The sequence below is a fragment of the Terracoccus sp. 273MFTsu3.1 genome (assembly GCF_000383675.1).
Classification (GTDB): Bacteria; Actinomycetota; Actinomycetes; order Actinomycetales; family Dermatophilaceae; genus Terrabacter.
In genome coordinates this window covers 254,176-267,744 of sequence record NZ_KB911821.1, presented here as the reverse complement: position 1 = coordinate 267,744, position 13,569 = coordinate 254,176, and the positions used below count along the sequence as shown (strand labels likewise).

General features: G+C 72.3%; 11 protein-coding genes. 9 read left to right on the top strand and 2 right to left on the bottom strand.

Features of this window, described 5'->3' with window-relative positions:
• The first annotated feature begins 3 nt into the window (after positions 1 to 3).
• Positions 4 to 306 carry a chorismate mutase gene (locus H283_RS0106875; protein WP_020142781.1) on the top strand — a complete coding sequence of 101 codons (303 nt, stop codon included), beginning with the start codon at positions 4 to 6 and terminating at the stop codon, positions 304 to 306.
• Between the two features lie 27 nt (positions 307 to 333).
• On the opposite strand, the gene H283_RS0106870 is transcribed toward H283_RS0106875, so the two are convergent.
• The gene (locus H283_RS0106870; protein WP_020142780.1) at positions 334 to 984 is read right to left on the bottom strand and encodes an MSMEG_1061 family FMN-dependent PPOX-type flavoprotein; all 651 of its coding nucleotides are present in this window, start codon (positions 982 to 984) and stop codon (positions 334 to 336) included.
• Between the two features lie 119 nt (positions 985 to 1,103).
• Between H283_RS0106870 and smc the strand changes: the two genes are divergently transcribed.
• The 6 genes from smc (at position 1,104) to H283_RS0106840 (ending at position 10,784) form a co-directional block, all read left to right on the top strand.
• Positions 1,104 to 4,682 (top strand): chromosome segregation protein SMC, encoded by a 3,579-nt coding sequence (gene smc / locus H283_RS0106865; protein ID WP_020142779.1) that lies wholly within the window; start codon positions 1,104 to 1,106, stop codon positions 4,680 to 4,682.
• A 135-nt stretch (positions 4,683 to 4,817) separates the two neighbouring features.
• On the top strand, positions 4,818 to 5,000 hold the full coding sequence (locus tag H283_RS24285) for a hypothetical protein (RefSeq protein WP_020142778.1): 183 nt from the start codon (positions 4,818 to 4,820) through the stop codon (positions 4,998 to 5,000).
• Positions 5,001 to 5,131: 131 nt separating this feature from the next.
• Positions 5,132 to 6,346: a signal recognition particle-docking protein FtsY gene (gene ftsY, locus H283_RS0106855; protein ID WP_020142777.1), complete on the top strand. Its 1,215-nt coding sequence runs from the start codon at positions 5,132 to 5,134 to the stop codon at positions 6,344 to 6,346.
• 204 nt (positions 6,347 to 6,550) lie between these two features.
• On the top strand, positions 6,551 to 8,017 hold the full coding sequence (locus H283_RS24280; protein WP_051103556.1) for an ammonium transporter: 1,467 nt from the start codon (positions 6,551 to 6,553) through the stop codon (positions 8,015 to 8,017).
• On the top strand, positions 8,014 to 8,352 hold the full coding sequence (locus H283_RS0106845) for a P-II family nitrogen regulator (RefSeq protein WP_020142775.1): 339 nt from the start codon (positions 8,014 to 8,016) through the stop codon (positions 8,350 to 8,352). The genes H283_RS24280 and H283_RS0106845 overlap by 4 nt, the downstream gene beginning before the upstream one ends.
• Before the next feature lie 68 nt (positions 8,353 to 8,420).
• Entirely contained in the window at positions 8,421 to 10,784 is a 2,364-nt protein-coding gene (locus H283_RS0106840) for a [protein-PII] uridylyltransferase (RefSeq protein WP_043648558.1), read from the top strand.
• A gap of 85 nt (positions 10,785 to 10,869) precedes the next feature.
• Here H283_RS0106840 and H283_RS0106835 read toward each other — a convergent pair whose 3' ends face one another.
• A complete protein-coding gene (locus H283_RS0106835; protein WP_020142773.1) occupies positions 10,870 to 11,289 on the bottom strand; it encodes an NUDIX domain-containing protein in 420 nt (139 codons plus the stop codon).
• An 89-nt stretch (positions 11,290 to 11,378) separates the two neighbouring features.
• Between H283_RS0106835 and ffh the strand changes: the two genes are divergently transcribed.
• Positions 11,379 to 13,019 carry a signal recognition particle protein gene (gene ffh, locus H283_RS0106830; protein WP_020142772.1) on the top strand — a complete coding sequence of 547 codons (1,641 nt, stop codon included), beginning with the start codon at positions 11,379 to 11,381 and terminating at the stop codon, positions 13,017 to 13,019.
• A 191-nt stretch (positions 13,020 to 13,210) separates the two neighbouring features.
• Positions 13,211 to 13,567 carry a hypothetical protein gene (locus tag H283_RS24275; RefSeq protein WP_156023033.1) on the top strand — a complete coding sequence of 119 codons (357 nt, stop codon included), beginning with the start codon at positions 13,211 to 13,213 and terminating at the stop codon, positions 13,565 to 13,567.
• Positions 13,568 to 13,569: the final 2 nt, after the last annotated feature.

The following is a 13,569-nucleotide window of genomic DNA, read 5'->3' as shown; positions in this document are numbered from 1 at the left end:
CCGGTGAGCGACGTGCCCGAGGTCCCCGCCGAGCTCGCTCGGCTGCGCAGCAGCATCGACAACATCGACGCCGCGCTCGTCCACCTGCTCGCGGAGCGCTTCAAGTGCACCCAGCAGGTCGGCCGGCTCAAGGCCGAGGAGCACCTGCCTGCCGCCGACCCGCAGCGCGAGGAGCGGCAGATCGCGAGGCTGCGCGCGCTCGCCGACAGTGCCGGCCTCGACCCGGTGTTCGCCGAGGCCTTCCTCAACTTCATCATCGCCGAGGTCATCCACCACCACGAGCGCATCGCCAACGGCGACTCGTAGGCCTTCGTCGGTGTCGCACCGGCGCCCTCAGTAGAGCGTCGCGTCCTGCCGCGCGTCGAGGGCCTCGTCGTACGCCGCCGCCTCGGCGTCGGAGGCGAACCCGCCGGTCTCACGCGTCATCTCCCCCGCGGTCGGCAAGGTCTTCGGGTCGACCCGGGACTCGCTGTCCCACAAGCGACTTCGCTTGATCGCCCGCGCGCACTGGAAGTAGACCCGCTCGACGGTGACGACGAGCACCGAGGCCGGCAGCACACCCTTGACCTCGTGGCGGGCCAGCTCGTCAGGGTCGGTCGAGACGACCGCGACGCCGCGCACGCGGAGCTCCTCGCCGAGGCCCGGCACGAGGAAGATCAGACCCACCCTCGGGTCGACGACGACGTTGCGCAGGGTGTCGAGGCGGTTGTTGCCGCGACGGTCGGGGATGACGAGCGTGCGCTCGTCGCGCACGACGACGAATCCGGGGCGGTCGCCCCGCGGCGACTGGTCGAGGCCGCCGTCACCGACCGTGGCCACGACGACGAACGGCGCCGCCTCGATGATCCGCGCCTGGCTCGGCGTGATGGTCGCCGACTCCTTGGCGAGGCTGTTGGCGGCCGGCGCCGTGGGGTAGACCTCGAGCAGCCGCTCGAGGGACGTCACCGTGTGTTCGTCGTGCGCTGCGCGCTCCTCGGCATCCACCCGACCACGGTATGCCGTCCGTCCCCGCACGCGCAGGCGCTCACCTCCCCGGAGCACGGCCCCGCGACTAGTACGCTGACCGGGATCGCTGGCTGGCTGGACAAAGGATTTCTCGGGTCGTGTACGTCAAGAGCCTCACTCTGAAGGGCTTCAAGTCCTTCGCCTCGGCGACCCACCTGCGTCTCGAGCCCGGCATCACCTGCATCGTCGGCCCCAACGGCTCCGGCAAGAGCAACGTCGTCGACGCGCTCGCCTGGGTCATGGGAGAGCAGGGCGCCAAGTCGCTGCGCGGCGGCAAGATGGAGGACGTCATCTTCGCCGGCACGTCCGGCCGAGCCCCGCTCGGCCGCGCCGAGGTGGCCCTGACCATCGACAACACCGACGGCGCGCTCCCGATCGACTACACCGAGGTGACGATCGCCCGCACGATGTTCCGCAACGGCGGCTCGGAGTACGCCATCAACGGCACCCCCTGCCGCCTGCTCGACGTGCAGGAGCTGCTCTCCGACAGCGGCATCGGCCGCGAGATGCACGTCATCGTCGGCCAGGGCCAGCTCGACACCGTGCTGCGCGCGACCCCCGAGGAGCGTCGCGGGTTCATCGAGGAGGCCGCGGGCGTCCTCAAGCACCGCAAGCGCAAGGAGCGCGCGCTCCGCAAGCTCGACACGATGGAGGCCAACCTCACCCGGGTCCAGGACCTCACCGGTGAGATCCGCCGCCAGCTCGGTCCGCTCGGACGCCAGGCCGAGACGGCGCGCAGGGCGGCCGTCATCCAGACCGACGCCCGCGACGCGCGCCTGCGCCTCGTCGCCGACGACCTCGTCCAGCTGACGTCGACGCTCGAGCAGGAGGTCGCCGACGAGTCCGCCCTCATCGAGCGCCGCTCCGAGGTCGAGGCGTCCATCGGCGACCTCGGCCACCGGCTCTCCACCCTCGAGGAGGCCGCCGAGGCCGCTCGTCCGGCCCTGTCCCGGGCCCAGGACGAGTACGTCTCGCTCGGCCGGCTCGTCGAGCGGATGGCCTCGACCCGGTCGCTCGCCGCCGAGCGCGTGCGCCTGCTCAGCGAGGACGACGAGCCCGAGGCCCCCGGCCAGAGCCGCGACCCCGAGCAGCTGCGCGCCCAGGCCGCCGACGTCCGCGAGCAGGAGGCGTTCCTCCTCGAGGAGATCGCCGAGGCCAAGGCCGCTCTCGAGAACGCCGTCCTGTCCCGCACCGAGGCCGAGCGCGGTCACGCCGAGGAGACGACCCGCCTCCAGCGCGAGGCCCGGGCCGCGGCCGACCGACGTGAGGGCCTGGCCAAGCTCGGCGGCCAGGTCGGTGCCAAGGCATCGCGCATCGAGGCCCGCGAGGCCGAGGTCGGACGGCTGCGCGGCACCATCGAGGCCGCCCAGGCCCGAGCCGCCGAGGCCGAGCACGAGTTCTCCCGCCTCGAGTCCAGCGTCGCCCAGGACGAGGAGGGCGAGGAGGGGCTCGACACCGCCTACGAGGAGGCAGCCGCGCGTCTCGACGCGGCCGAGGCCGAGCTCGCCCGCTGGAAGGAGGCCGAGGCGACCGCCGAGCGTGCCCGCACCACGGCCGCCGCCCGCGTCGAGGCCCTCGGGCTCAGCCTGAGCCGCAAGGACGGCGCGGCCGCCCTTCTCGCCGCTGCCGACGAGGGCCACCGCATCCTCGGTTCCGTCGCGTCGCTCGTGACCGTCGAGCCCGGCCTCGAGAACGCCGTGGCCGCCGCCCTCGGGACGGCTGCCGAGGCCCTCGCCGTCGGTTCGCTCGACGCCGCCGCAGCGGCCCTCGACGCGCTGCGTGACGGCGACAACGGCCGCGCCAGCCTCCTCGTCGCGGAGTCCGCGACCCGCGTCGACCCCGCGTCGTGGCCGGCTCTCACGGGCGACGCCCGCTGGGTCCGCGACGTCGTGGAGTGCCCCGACTCGGTGCGCCCGGCCGTCGAGCAGGTGCTCGAGCGCGTCGCCCTGGTGCCCGACGGCGCGGCCGCCCGCACCCTCGTCCGCACCCACGCCGGGGTCACCGCCGTGACCCGCGGTGGCGACGTCTACGCCCCCGGAGCGGTCCGCGGCGGCAGCACGACGGCGCCCAGCCTGCTCGAGCTGCAGGCCGCGTTCGACGACGCCCAGGACGCGATGGCCCGAGCCACCCGCGAGGGCGAGGAGGCCCGCTTCCGCCTCTCGGGTGCCGACGCGACGCGCGCCGAGCTCGCCGACGCCGTCGAGGCCGCGCTCGAGCGCCTCAACGAGAGCGACGCCCGGATGGCCGCGATCGCCGAGAAGCTCGGCTCGCTCGGACAGACCCTGCGCGCGGCACGCTCCGAGGTGGAGCGCACCGAGAAGGCCATCGCCGACGCCACTGCGGCCCTCGAGGCCGACCAGACCGAGCACGCTGCCCTGCTCGAGCGGCTCGAGGCGGCGAGCGGTGAGGGCGACTTCGCCGACGAGCCGTCGACCGAGGAGCGCGACCGGCTCGAGGCCGTGGCCCGCGAGGCCCGTGCGGCCGAGACCGAGCTGCGTCTGGCGCTGCGCACCCGAGAGGAGCGGGCGCGCGCCCTCAAGGACCGCGCCGACGCGCTCGAGCGCGGCGCCCGCCACGAGGAGGAGGCACGCCAGCGCCTCGCCGAGAAGCGGGCCCGTCGCCGGCGCGAGGCCGCCGTCGCCGGGGCCGTCCGCACGGCGGCTGCCTGGGCGCACGAGCTGCTCGTCGAGTCGGCCGAGCAGGCGGGCCGCGCCCGCGCCGCCGGGGAGGCCGAGCGCACCGAGCGGGACGCCGAGCTCGCCGTCGTGCGCCGTGACATCGCGACGCTCCAGGCCGAGCTGCGCGAGCTCACCGACACCGTCCACCGCGACGAGGTCGCCCGCACCCAGCAGCGTCTGCGCATCGAGCAGCTCGAGACGAAGGCCGTCGAGGAGCTCGGCATCTCGCCGTCCGACCTCGTCGAGGAGTACGGCCCCCACCAGCTCGTCCCGGCCGTGCCCGACCCCGACGCCGACCCCGATGCACCGCAGCCCGAACCGGTGCCCTTCGTCCGCGAGGCGCAGGAGAAGCGGCTGCGCCAGGCCGAGCGCAAGCTGAACGCCCTCGGTCGCATCAACCCGCTCGCGCTCGAGGAGTTCACGGCGCTCGAGGAGCGGCACAAGTTCCTCACCGAGCAGCTCGAGGACCTCAAGAACTCCAAGCGTGACCTGCTCGACATCGTCAAGGAGGTCGACGAGCGCGTCGAGCGCGTCTTCGCCGAGGCCTTCGAGGACACCGCCGTCCAGTTCGAGCGCGTCTTCCAGCGGCTCTTCCCGGGTGGCGAGGGACGTCTCGTCCTCACCGACCCGTCCAACATGCTGACGACCGGTCTCGAGGTGGAGGCGCGCCCACCGGGCAAGAAGATCAAGCGGCTCTCGCTGCTCTCCGGTGGCGAACGCTCGCTCGTGGCCGTGGCGCTGCTCGTCGCCATCTTCAAGGCCCGGCCGTCGCCCTTCTACATCATGGACGAGGTCGAGGCCGCCCTCGACGACGCCAACCTCGGCCGCCTCATCACCCTCTTCGAGGAGCTGCGGGACAGCTCGCAGCTCATCGTCATCACGCACCAGAAGAAGACGATGGAGATCGCCGACGCCCTCTACGGCGTCAGCATGCGCGGCGACGGCGTCACGACCGTCGTGTCCCAGCGACTGCGCGACGTCGCCGAGCGCACCGCCTGACGGCACGGCATACGCCGTCCGTGCGCGGGCCCTCGGGCCGCGGCGGTGGTTGCGTGTGCGTCGCGCACGTCGAGGTGCGGAATCGTCACTCTGTGGTATTTGCGTCACACGGGTCACATGCGTCACTCTTGTCACATGGTTTACCTGGTCATCTCGATGCTCGTCGTCACCGTGCTCGCTGTGGCGGTCGTCGGCGTCGTCGCGGTGCCTGCGCACCGTGGCGGCCGGGACCTGCTCACCGCCAAGGGGGAAGGGGTCGCACGCTCGGCACGTCGCCGCGCGGGCACCCTCGGTCGTCCGCGCGCCCGCACGCACTAGCCGCGCTCGACCGCCTGCCCAGCCCTCCTCGGCCACCGGCACCCCCGGTGGCCGAGCCGTGTCCGGCCCCTCCGACGCAGTGCTCGAGCCCCTGGTCGCGACGTCCGGGACCGCGTCGCCAGCGTGGTTGGATGGCTGACGTGGACACTGTCTGGACATACGTCATCATCGGCGTCGCCATCCTCGTCGGCGCGGTCGCCTACGGCGTCAGCCTCGTTCGCGGTCGCGGCCGCACCATCGAGCGCGAGGCCCCACCGGCCCGCCCGGGGCTGCCGGGTGAGGACCTCGACCGCCGGCCGCCCACCGACTCGACCGACACCGTCGCTCCGCCCGCAGGCCCGCCCGCGACCACGACGCTCCAGCCCGAGGCCCCCACGGCGCCGGTTCCGACTCCCGCCCCCGAGCCGACCCTCGAGCGACCGGAGTCCGCACGGGGTCGCCTGCAGCGCCTGCGGGCGCGTCTGGCCCGGTCCAACTCCTCCATCGGTCAGGGACTGCTCGCCCTGCTCTCCCGCGGCAAGCTCGACGAGGAGGCCTGGGAAGAGGTCGAGGACACCCTCATCTCCTCCGACCTCGGCGTCGAGGCCACGACCGAGCTCGTCGACTCGCTGCGCACCCGCGTCAAGATCGACGGCACCACCGACGAGGCCACGGTGCGTGGCTGGCTCCGTGACGACCTCCTCGCCCTCGTCCAGCCCGACATGGACCGCCGCATCGCGAGCAGCCGCATCGGCGACCGACCCGCCGTCATCCTCGTCGTGGGCGTCAACGGCACCGGCAAGACGACGACCGTGGGCAAGCTGGCCCGCGTCCTCGTCGCCGAGGACCGTGAGGTCCTGCTCGGCGCGGCCGACACCTTCCGCGCCGCGGCCGCCGACCAGCTCGAGACGTGGGGGGCCCGCGTCGGCGTCGCCACCGTGCGCTCCGACAAGGACGGTGCCGACCCCGCCGCTGTCGCCTTCGACGCCGTCAAGGCCGGCATCGAGGAGGAGGTCGACGTCGTCATCATCGACACCGCCGGACGCCTCCACAACAAGGTCGGCCTCATGGACGAGCTCGGCAAGGTCAAGCGCGTCATCGAGAAGCAGAGCCCCATCGACGAGGTGCTCCTCGTCCTCGACGCGACGACCGGGCAGAACGGACTCCAGCAGGCCAAGGTCTTCTCCGAGGCGGTCGACGTGACGGGCATCGTGCTGACCAAGCTCGACGGCACCGCCAAAGGCGGCATCGTCGTCGCGGTCCAGCGCCAGCTCGGTGTCCCGGTCAAGCTCGTCGGCCTCGGCGAGGGCCCCGACGACCTCGCCCCCTTCGACCCCGAGGCCTTCGTCGACGCCATCGTCATGTGACGACGCGCGCTCCCGGGCGACGACTCACGAGCACGTGTGCCGGACGGCATACGTGCTCGTGGCGTCCGGTGGACGAACGGGGGAGTCCACGATCCGGACGGCCACGGTGGGGGAAACCATCCGCTAACACCCTCCGCCGGTTGTTGACACGGCTGTAACAAACGACGCGGTCGCCCGACATCCGGCCCGTCCATCGTTCTCGCCATGAGCGCACTTACCTTCGTGACGGCAGACGCGCCGTTCACCGACAGCGGGAACACCGCGTGGGTCCTCGCAGCGGCCGCCCTGGTCCTGTTCATGACCCCCGGTCTCGCCCTCTTCTACGGCGGCATGGTTCGCACCAAGAGCGTCCTCAACATGATGATGATGTCGTTCATCACGATGGGCACGGTCGGCACGGTGTGGATCCTCTGGGGCTACAGCCAGACGTTCGGCCCCGACATCGGCGGCGGCCTCATGGGCAACCCCTTCACGCACTTCGGCCTGAGTGGCGTCATCGACCAGATCTACGGCTACGTCCCGGCTGACGCCGCGGCGGGCACGGCAGCGGCCGGCGGCATCCCCGCGACCGCCTTCGTCGCCTTCCAGGTCGTCTTCGCGATCATCGCCGTGGCCCTCGTCTCGGGCGCCATCGCCGACCGTGCGAAGTTCAGCACGTGGACGATCTTCACGGTCGTCTGGGCCACCCTCGTCTACTTCCCGGCCGCCCACTGGGTGTTCGCCTTCAGCGGCTACGCGGCGGAGACGGGCGGCTGGATCGCCAACAAGGCCGACGGCCTCTTCCTCGGCGGCGCCGGCGCCTACGACTTCGCGGGTGGCACGGCCATCCACATCAACGCCGGAGCGGCGGGCCTCGCCCTCGCGCTCGTCCTCGGCAAGCGCATCGGTTTCAAGCGTGACCCGATGCGTCCCCACAACCTGACCCTCGTCATGATCGGCGCGGGCATCCTCTGGTTCGGCTGGTTCGGCTTCAACGCCGGTTCGGCGCTCGGCGCCGGTGTCCAGGCTGCCGGCGTCTGGGTCAACACCCTCGCCGCCACCGCGACCGCCATGCTCGGCTGGCTCCTCACGGAGAAGCTGCGCGACGGTCACGCGACCTCGCTCGGTGCGGCCTCCGGTGTCGTCGCCGGCCTCGTCGCCATCACCCCGGCCTGTGCCACGGTCTCGCCCATCGGTGCCCTCGTCGTGGGTCTCGTCGCCGGTGTCGGCTGTGCGCTGGCGGTCGGCCTGAAGTTCAAGCTCGGCTTCGACGACAGCCTCGACGTCGTCGGCGTCCACCTCGTCGGTGGTCTCATCGGCACCCTGCTCATCGGCTTCCTCGCCACCAAGGGCAGCCCGACCGGTGCTGCCGGGCTCGACGTCAACGAGGGACTCTTCTACGGCGGTGGCGGCTCGCAGCTCGTCGCCCAGCTCGAGGGAGCGCTCGTCGTCATGGTGTTCTCCTTCGTGGTCACCTACCTCATCGGTCTCGCCCTCCACAAGACGATCGGCTTCCGCGTGACGCCGGAGGAGGAGACCAGCGGTATCGACCTCGCCCAGCACGCTGAGACCGGGTACGACTTCGGTTCCTTCGGTGGGTCCCGCACCGGTGTCGTCGCCGGCCAAACCGCCACCGCCACCGCACCCGCCCCGTCCGCCGAGAAGGCGCCCAAGGAAGAGGCCTCCGCATGAAGCTCATCACCGCCATCATCAAGCCCCACCAGCTCGACGAGGTGAAGGAGGCCCTGGAGGCCTTCGGGGTGGCCGGCATGACCATCAGCGAGGCCAGCGGCTACGGCCGCCAGCGCGGCCACAGCGAGGTCTACCGCGGCGCCGAGTACACCGTCGACTTCGTGCCGAAGGTGCGCCTGGAGGTCCTCGTCGACGACGTCGACTCCGCGGACGTCCTCGAGGTCATCCTCAAGGCGGCCCAGACCGGTCGCATCGGTGACGGCAAGATCTGGTCCGTCCCGGTCGAGGAGGTCGTGCGGGTCCGCACCGGCGAGCGGGGCGTCGACGCTCTCTGAGCGTCGGCGGTCCGCCCGCAGCACCGAAGAAACACCACACGCAACTCAAGGGGACGGCGAGACCTGACATGACGGATGTGACCTCACGACGTCTCGACCTCGCCGGCACCCGAACCTTCGCGACGCCCGGCGCGGGCCAGACCCGCCGCCGGGCGCTCGCGGAGTTCGGGTTCGGGTGGCTCCAGGAGCTCTGGCGCGAGGCGTGCGCGGGGCGTCGGCACGAAGGAGTCGCCCTCGCAGCGGTCGGCTCGCTCGCCCGCGGCGACGGCGGACCGCTCAGCGACTACGACCTGGTCCTCGTCCACCACCCACGAGGCCTGTCGGGCAAGGAGGTCGGCGCCTTCGCCGACAAGCTCTGGTACCCGATCTGGGACGCCGGGGTCCGGCTCGACCACAGTGTCCGCACCGTGGCCGAGTGCCGGGCCGTCGCGTCCGACGACCTCTCCGCGGCGGTCGGGCTGCTCGACCTCACGCACGTGGCCGGTGATGCCGACGTCGTCAACGCGGCCCGGTCCACCGTGGCGCACGACTGGAGGGCCAACGCCCGCACCCGGCTCGGTGAGATGCACGAGTCGGTGATCCAGCGCCACGCCCGCCAGGGCGACCTCGCCCACCTCATCGAGCCGGACCTCAAGGAGGCCCACGGCGGCCTCCGTGACATGTCGGTGCTGCGGGCGCTCACCGCGGCCTGGCTGACCGACCGGCCGCACGGCGAGGTCGACGAGGCCTACGAGCGCATCCTCGACGTGCGTGACGCCATCCACGTCGTCACCGGGCGGGGGAGGGACCGGCTCACCCGTGACGACCAGGACGCGTGCGCCGCGCTGCTCGGCTACACCGACGCCGACGACCTCCTCACCGACCTCTCGACGTCGGCACGCACCATCGCGTATGCCGTCGACGGCACCCTGCGCCGGGCCATGCAGTCCCAGCGCGCCCGCACCCTGCGCGTCGGCCCCCGTCGTCCGCAGCTGGCACCGCTCGGCTACGGCCTCTACCGGCACGACGGCGAGGCCGTCCTCGGACCGTCCGCCGACCTCTCGTCCGACCCGATCATCCCGCTGCGCGCCGCCGTCGTGGCCGCGCGGGGCGGCATACCCCTCTCGCCCACGACGCTGAAGAACCTCGCCGCCACCGCTCCGGTCCTGCCGGAGCCCTGGCCGGAGGTCGCCCGCAACCTCTTCGCCGACCTGCTCGCGTCGGGCCCCGGGCTCGTCACCGTGTGGGAGGGCCTCGATCTCGCGGGCGTCATCGAGCGGTGGATCCCGGAGTGGAAGGCGGTGCGCAGCCGTCCGCAGCGCAACGCCGTGCACCGGCACACGGTCGACCGCCACCTCATCGAGACCGTCGTGGCGGCGAGCGGCATGGTCCGCGACGTCGCGCGGCCCGACCTGCTCATGCTCGCCGCGGTGCTCCACGACATCGGCAAGGTGCCGGGGTCGCAGGACCACAGCGTCACCGGGGCCGAGCTCGCCGACACGGTGCTGCAGCGGATGGGCGTCACCGACGCCGACCGCCGGACCGTCGTGCGGCTCGTGCGCGAGCACCTCACGCTCGTCGACCTCGCGACCCGCCGCGACCCCGAGGACCCGGCCACCATCGCCGCGCTCTCCGAGGCCGTCGACGGGTCCGCCATGACCCTCGACCTGCTGCGCGCCCTCACCGAGGCGGACGCGTCCGCCGCCGGCCCCAAGGCCTGGAGCGACTGGCGCGCCGGTCTCGTCCAGCGCCTCTACCAGGCCTGCCGCACCGCCCTGACCACCCAGACCCCAGGAGAGGGGCCTCTCGTCGTGGAACCGATCGAGACCCTGCCGCTCTCCGACGACGCGCTCGACCGCATCGCGTCCGGAGAGCCCTACGTCACCGTGTCATCCCTCGGTGGCGCCCACCGCATCGACATCATCGACCGCGACCGTGCCGGCCTCTTCGCCGACACGGCCGGGCTGCTCGCAGCGCACGGCTTCGTCGTGCGCTCGGCCATCGTCCGCACCATCGACGGCCTCGCCGTCAACGAGTGGTGGGTCGACTCACCGGGCAGCGAGACACCGCTTCCCGAGGTCATCTCGCGCGACCTCGTCCGCGTCGCCAAGGGGGACCGCTCGCCCCTCGGCAAGCTCCAGCGGCGCAAGTCGAGCGGGGTGCGCAGCCCCGGCTCGGGCTCCGTCGACTCGACGCGCGCGATGGTCATCAGCAGCGCGTCCGACAGCGCGACCGTGGTCGAGGTCCGCGCGACCGACCGTCCCGGACTGCTCCAGGACATCGGCATCACGCTCGCCCGGGCGTCGTTGTCGGTGCGCTCCGCGCACATCGCGACGTATGCCGGCCAGACGCTCGACACGTTCTACGTCACCGAGTTCGGCGGAGGCCAGCTCGCCCCCGCCCGGGCCGCCCAGGCCGTCGCGATGATCATCGACACCTGCGACGCCGACTGACCCGACGGGTCAACCAACCGGACGGACGGCGTCTCCGGCGACCGACCGAGCACGGCCGCGCGCGAACGTCCTGTCGGTCGACCCGTCAGTCGAGCAGGCCCGCGTCGTGGAGGTGGTCGAGGACGAGCCGGTCGACGGCCGACACCCGGTCGCCGTCGCCCGCCGTCAGCCAGGCGATCTCGTCGATCTCCCGAGACGGCACGAGCTCGCCCGTGTGCGTCGCCGTGTAGCAGGTGAGGCGCACGACGAGCCCGTCCGTGCGGGCATCGGCGAGCGCCTCGAACGTTCCGACGTGCGCCGCGGTCGCCGGGTCGACGGCCACCGCGAGCTCCTCGTCGAGCTCGCGGACCAGCGTCTCGAGGTCGCTCTCGCCCGGCTCGCGCTTGCCACCCGGCAGGTAGAAGCGGTCCCGCCCGGCGTTGCGGGCCGTGAGGAGCCGGCGTTCCTCGAGGTGGATCCACGCGATCTTGTCGATGAACGGGGGCTGGGCGCTGGGGTCACTCACGTGCGCGACCCTACGCGGCGGCATACGCCCTCGGGCCCGCGGGAGCCGGCCGAGTCGGAAGTGGTCGGCGGAGCGGATAACCTTGCCGGGTGTTTGCATCCCTGTCTGACCGCCTGACCGCGACGTTCAAGAACCTCCGCGGCAAGGGCCGGCTCACGGAGTCCGACGTCAACGCGACGATCCGCGACATCCGCCTCGCCCTGCTCGACGCCGACGTCGCCCTGCCTGTCGTCAAGCGGTTCACCCACTCGGTGCGCGAGCGCGCCCTCGGCGCCGAGGTCAGCCAGGCGCTCAACCCCGCCCAGCAGGTCGTCAAGATCGTGCAGGAGGAGCTCGTCGCCATCCTCGGCGGGCAGACGCGGACCATCCGCTTCGCCAAGCAGCCGCCGACGGTCATCATGCTCGCCGGCCTCCAGGGCTCCGGCAAGACGACGTTCGCCGGCAAGCTCGGCAAGTGGCTCAAGGACCAGGGCCACACGCCCCTCCTCGTCGCCGCCGACCTCCAGCGCCCCAACGCCGTCACCCAGCTCGAGGTCGTCGGCGAGCGCGCCGGTGTCCCCGTCTTCGCTCCCGAGCGCGGCAACATGGGCGGCCACGACGCGGTCCTCGACTCCGGCGAGGGCACCCGGTCGTTCGGCGACCCCGTCACCGTGTCGCGGATGGGCATCGAGCAGGCCCGCGCCAAGCAGTACGACGTCGTCATCGTCGACACCGCCGGCCGTCTCGCCGTCGACGCCAACCTCATGCAGCAGGCGTCCGACATCCGGGAGGCCATCTCGCCCGACGAGGTCCTCTTCGTCATCGACGCGATGATCGGCCAGGCGGCCGTCGAGACCGCCCAGGCCTTCCACGAGGGCGTCGCCTTCACCGGTGTCGTCCTGTCCAAGCTCGACGGCGACGCCCGCGGTGGTGCGGCCCTGTCGGTCGCCGAGATCACCGGCGAGCCCATCATGTTCGCCTCGACCGGTGAGAAGGTCACCGACGTCGAGGTCTTCCACCCCGACCGCATGGCGAGCCGCATCCTCGACATGGGTGACGTCCTGACGCTCATCGAGCAGGCCGAGCGCGCGTTCGACAGGCGCGAGGCCGACGAGATGGCCCGCAAGTTCCTCGCGGAGGAGGACTTCACCTTCGAGGACTTCCTCTCGCAGATGAACGCCATCAAGAAGATGGGCTCGCTCAAGTCGATGCTCAAGATGATGCCGGGCATGCAGGGGATGCGTGACCAGCTCGACGCCTTCGACGACCGTGAGTTCGACCGCGTCGAGGCCATGGTCCGCTCGATGACGCCCTTCGAGCGCACCCACCCCAAGCAGATCAACGGCTCGCGCCGCGCCCGCATCGCCAAGGGCTCCGGCGTCACCGTCACCGAGGTCAACCAGCTCCTCGAGCGCTTCGGCCAGGCCCAGAAGATGATGAAGTCGATGGCGCGCGGCGGCGGGGGTGGCCTGCCGGGCATGCCCGGCATCCCCGGCACGGGCAAGCGCGGCAAGCAGCAGCAGCCGCAGCGCAAGAAGAGCAAGAGCGGCAACCCGGCCAAGCGCGCCGCCGAGGAGCGGGCCGCCGCGGAGAAGGCCGCCTCCGGGCGTGCCGCGTCTGCGGCCAGCGCCTTCGGTGCGCCGGGTGCGACCGGCGCCAACGGCGCCGGTGCAGCCGAGGAGGACCCGCTGGCCGGCTTCGACCCGTCGAACCTGCCCAAGGGCTTCGAGAAGTTCCTCGGCGGTCGCTGACCGGTCACGACCCGCGACCGACGGACGAGCACGCGCGAGCGCAGCGTCCACGCCGGCTCGGCAGGTTCGTCAATCCCGGAAGATTCTGCGCCGGCCGAGGGATCCGACGACGTCCGTGAGGCGTCGGAGGCGCGTCCTGGCGAGTCGTCTGGACGACCCCGGAGCCTGAGGAGACGCGTACCCGCATGCCCATGACCCGCAAGTCCGCCGCCGTCACCGTCGGTGCGGTCGCGCTCGCCTCGCTCGGCATCTATGCCGCGGCGCAGGACGACGACCACGACTACGCCGGGGTCTGCGTCGACGAGGCCACCCAGACGCGCATCGCCGACGAGCGGTGCGACGACCACCACACCGCCGGCTTCCATGGTGGTCACGGCTGGTACTTCGTGCCTCGTGGCGTCGCAGCGCCGGCCATCGGCGCGCACGTGGCCGGCGGCTCGTACACCGCCCCGCCGTCGTCGAAGTCGTGGGGGACGGGGTTCAGGGCCGAGGGTGGGGTCGTGACCCGTGGCGGCTTCTCCGGGCACGGTTTCTCCGTGGGCGGCTGAGC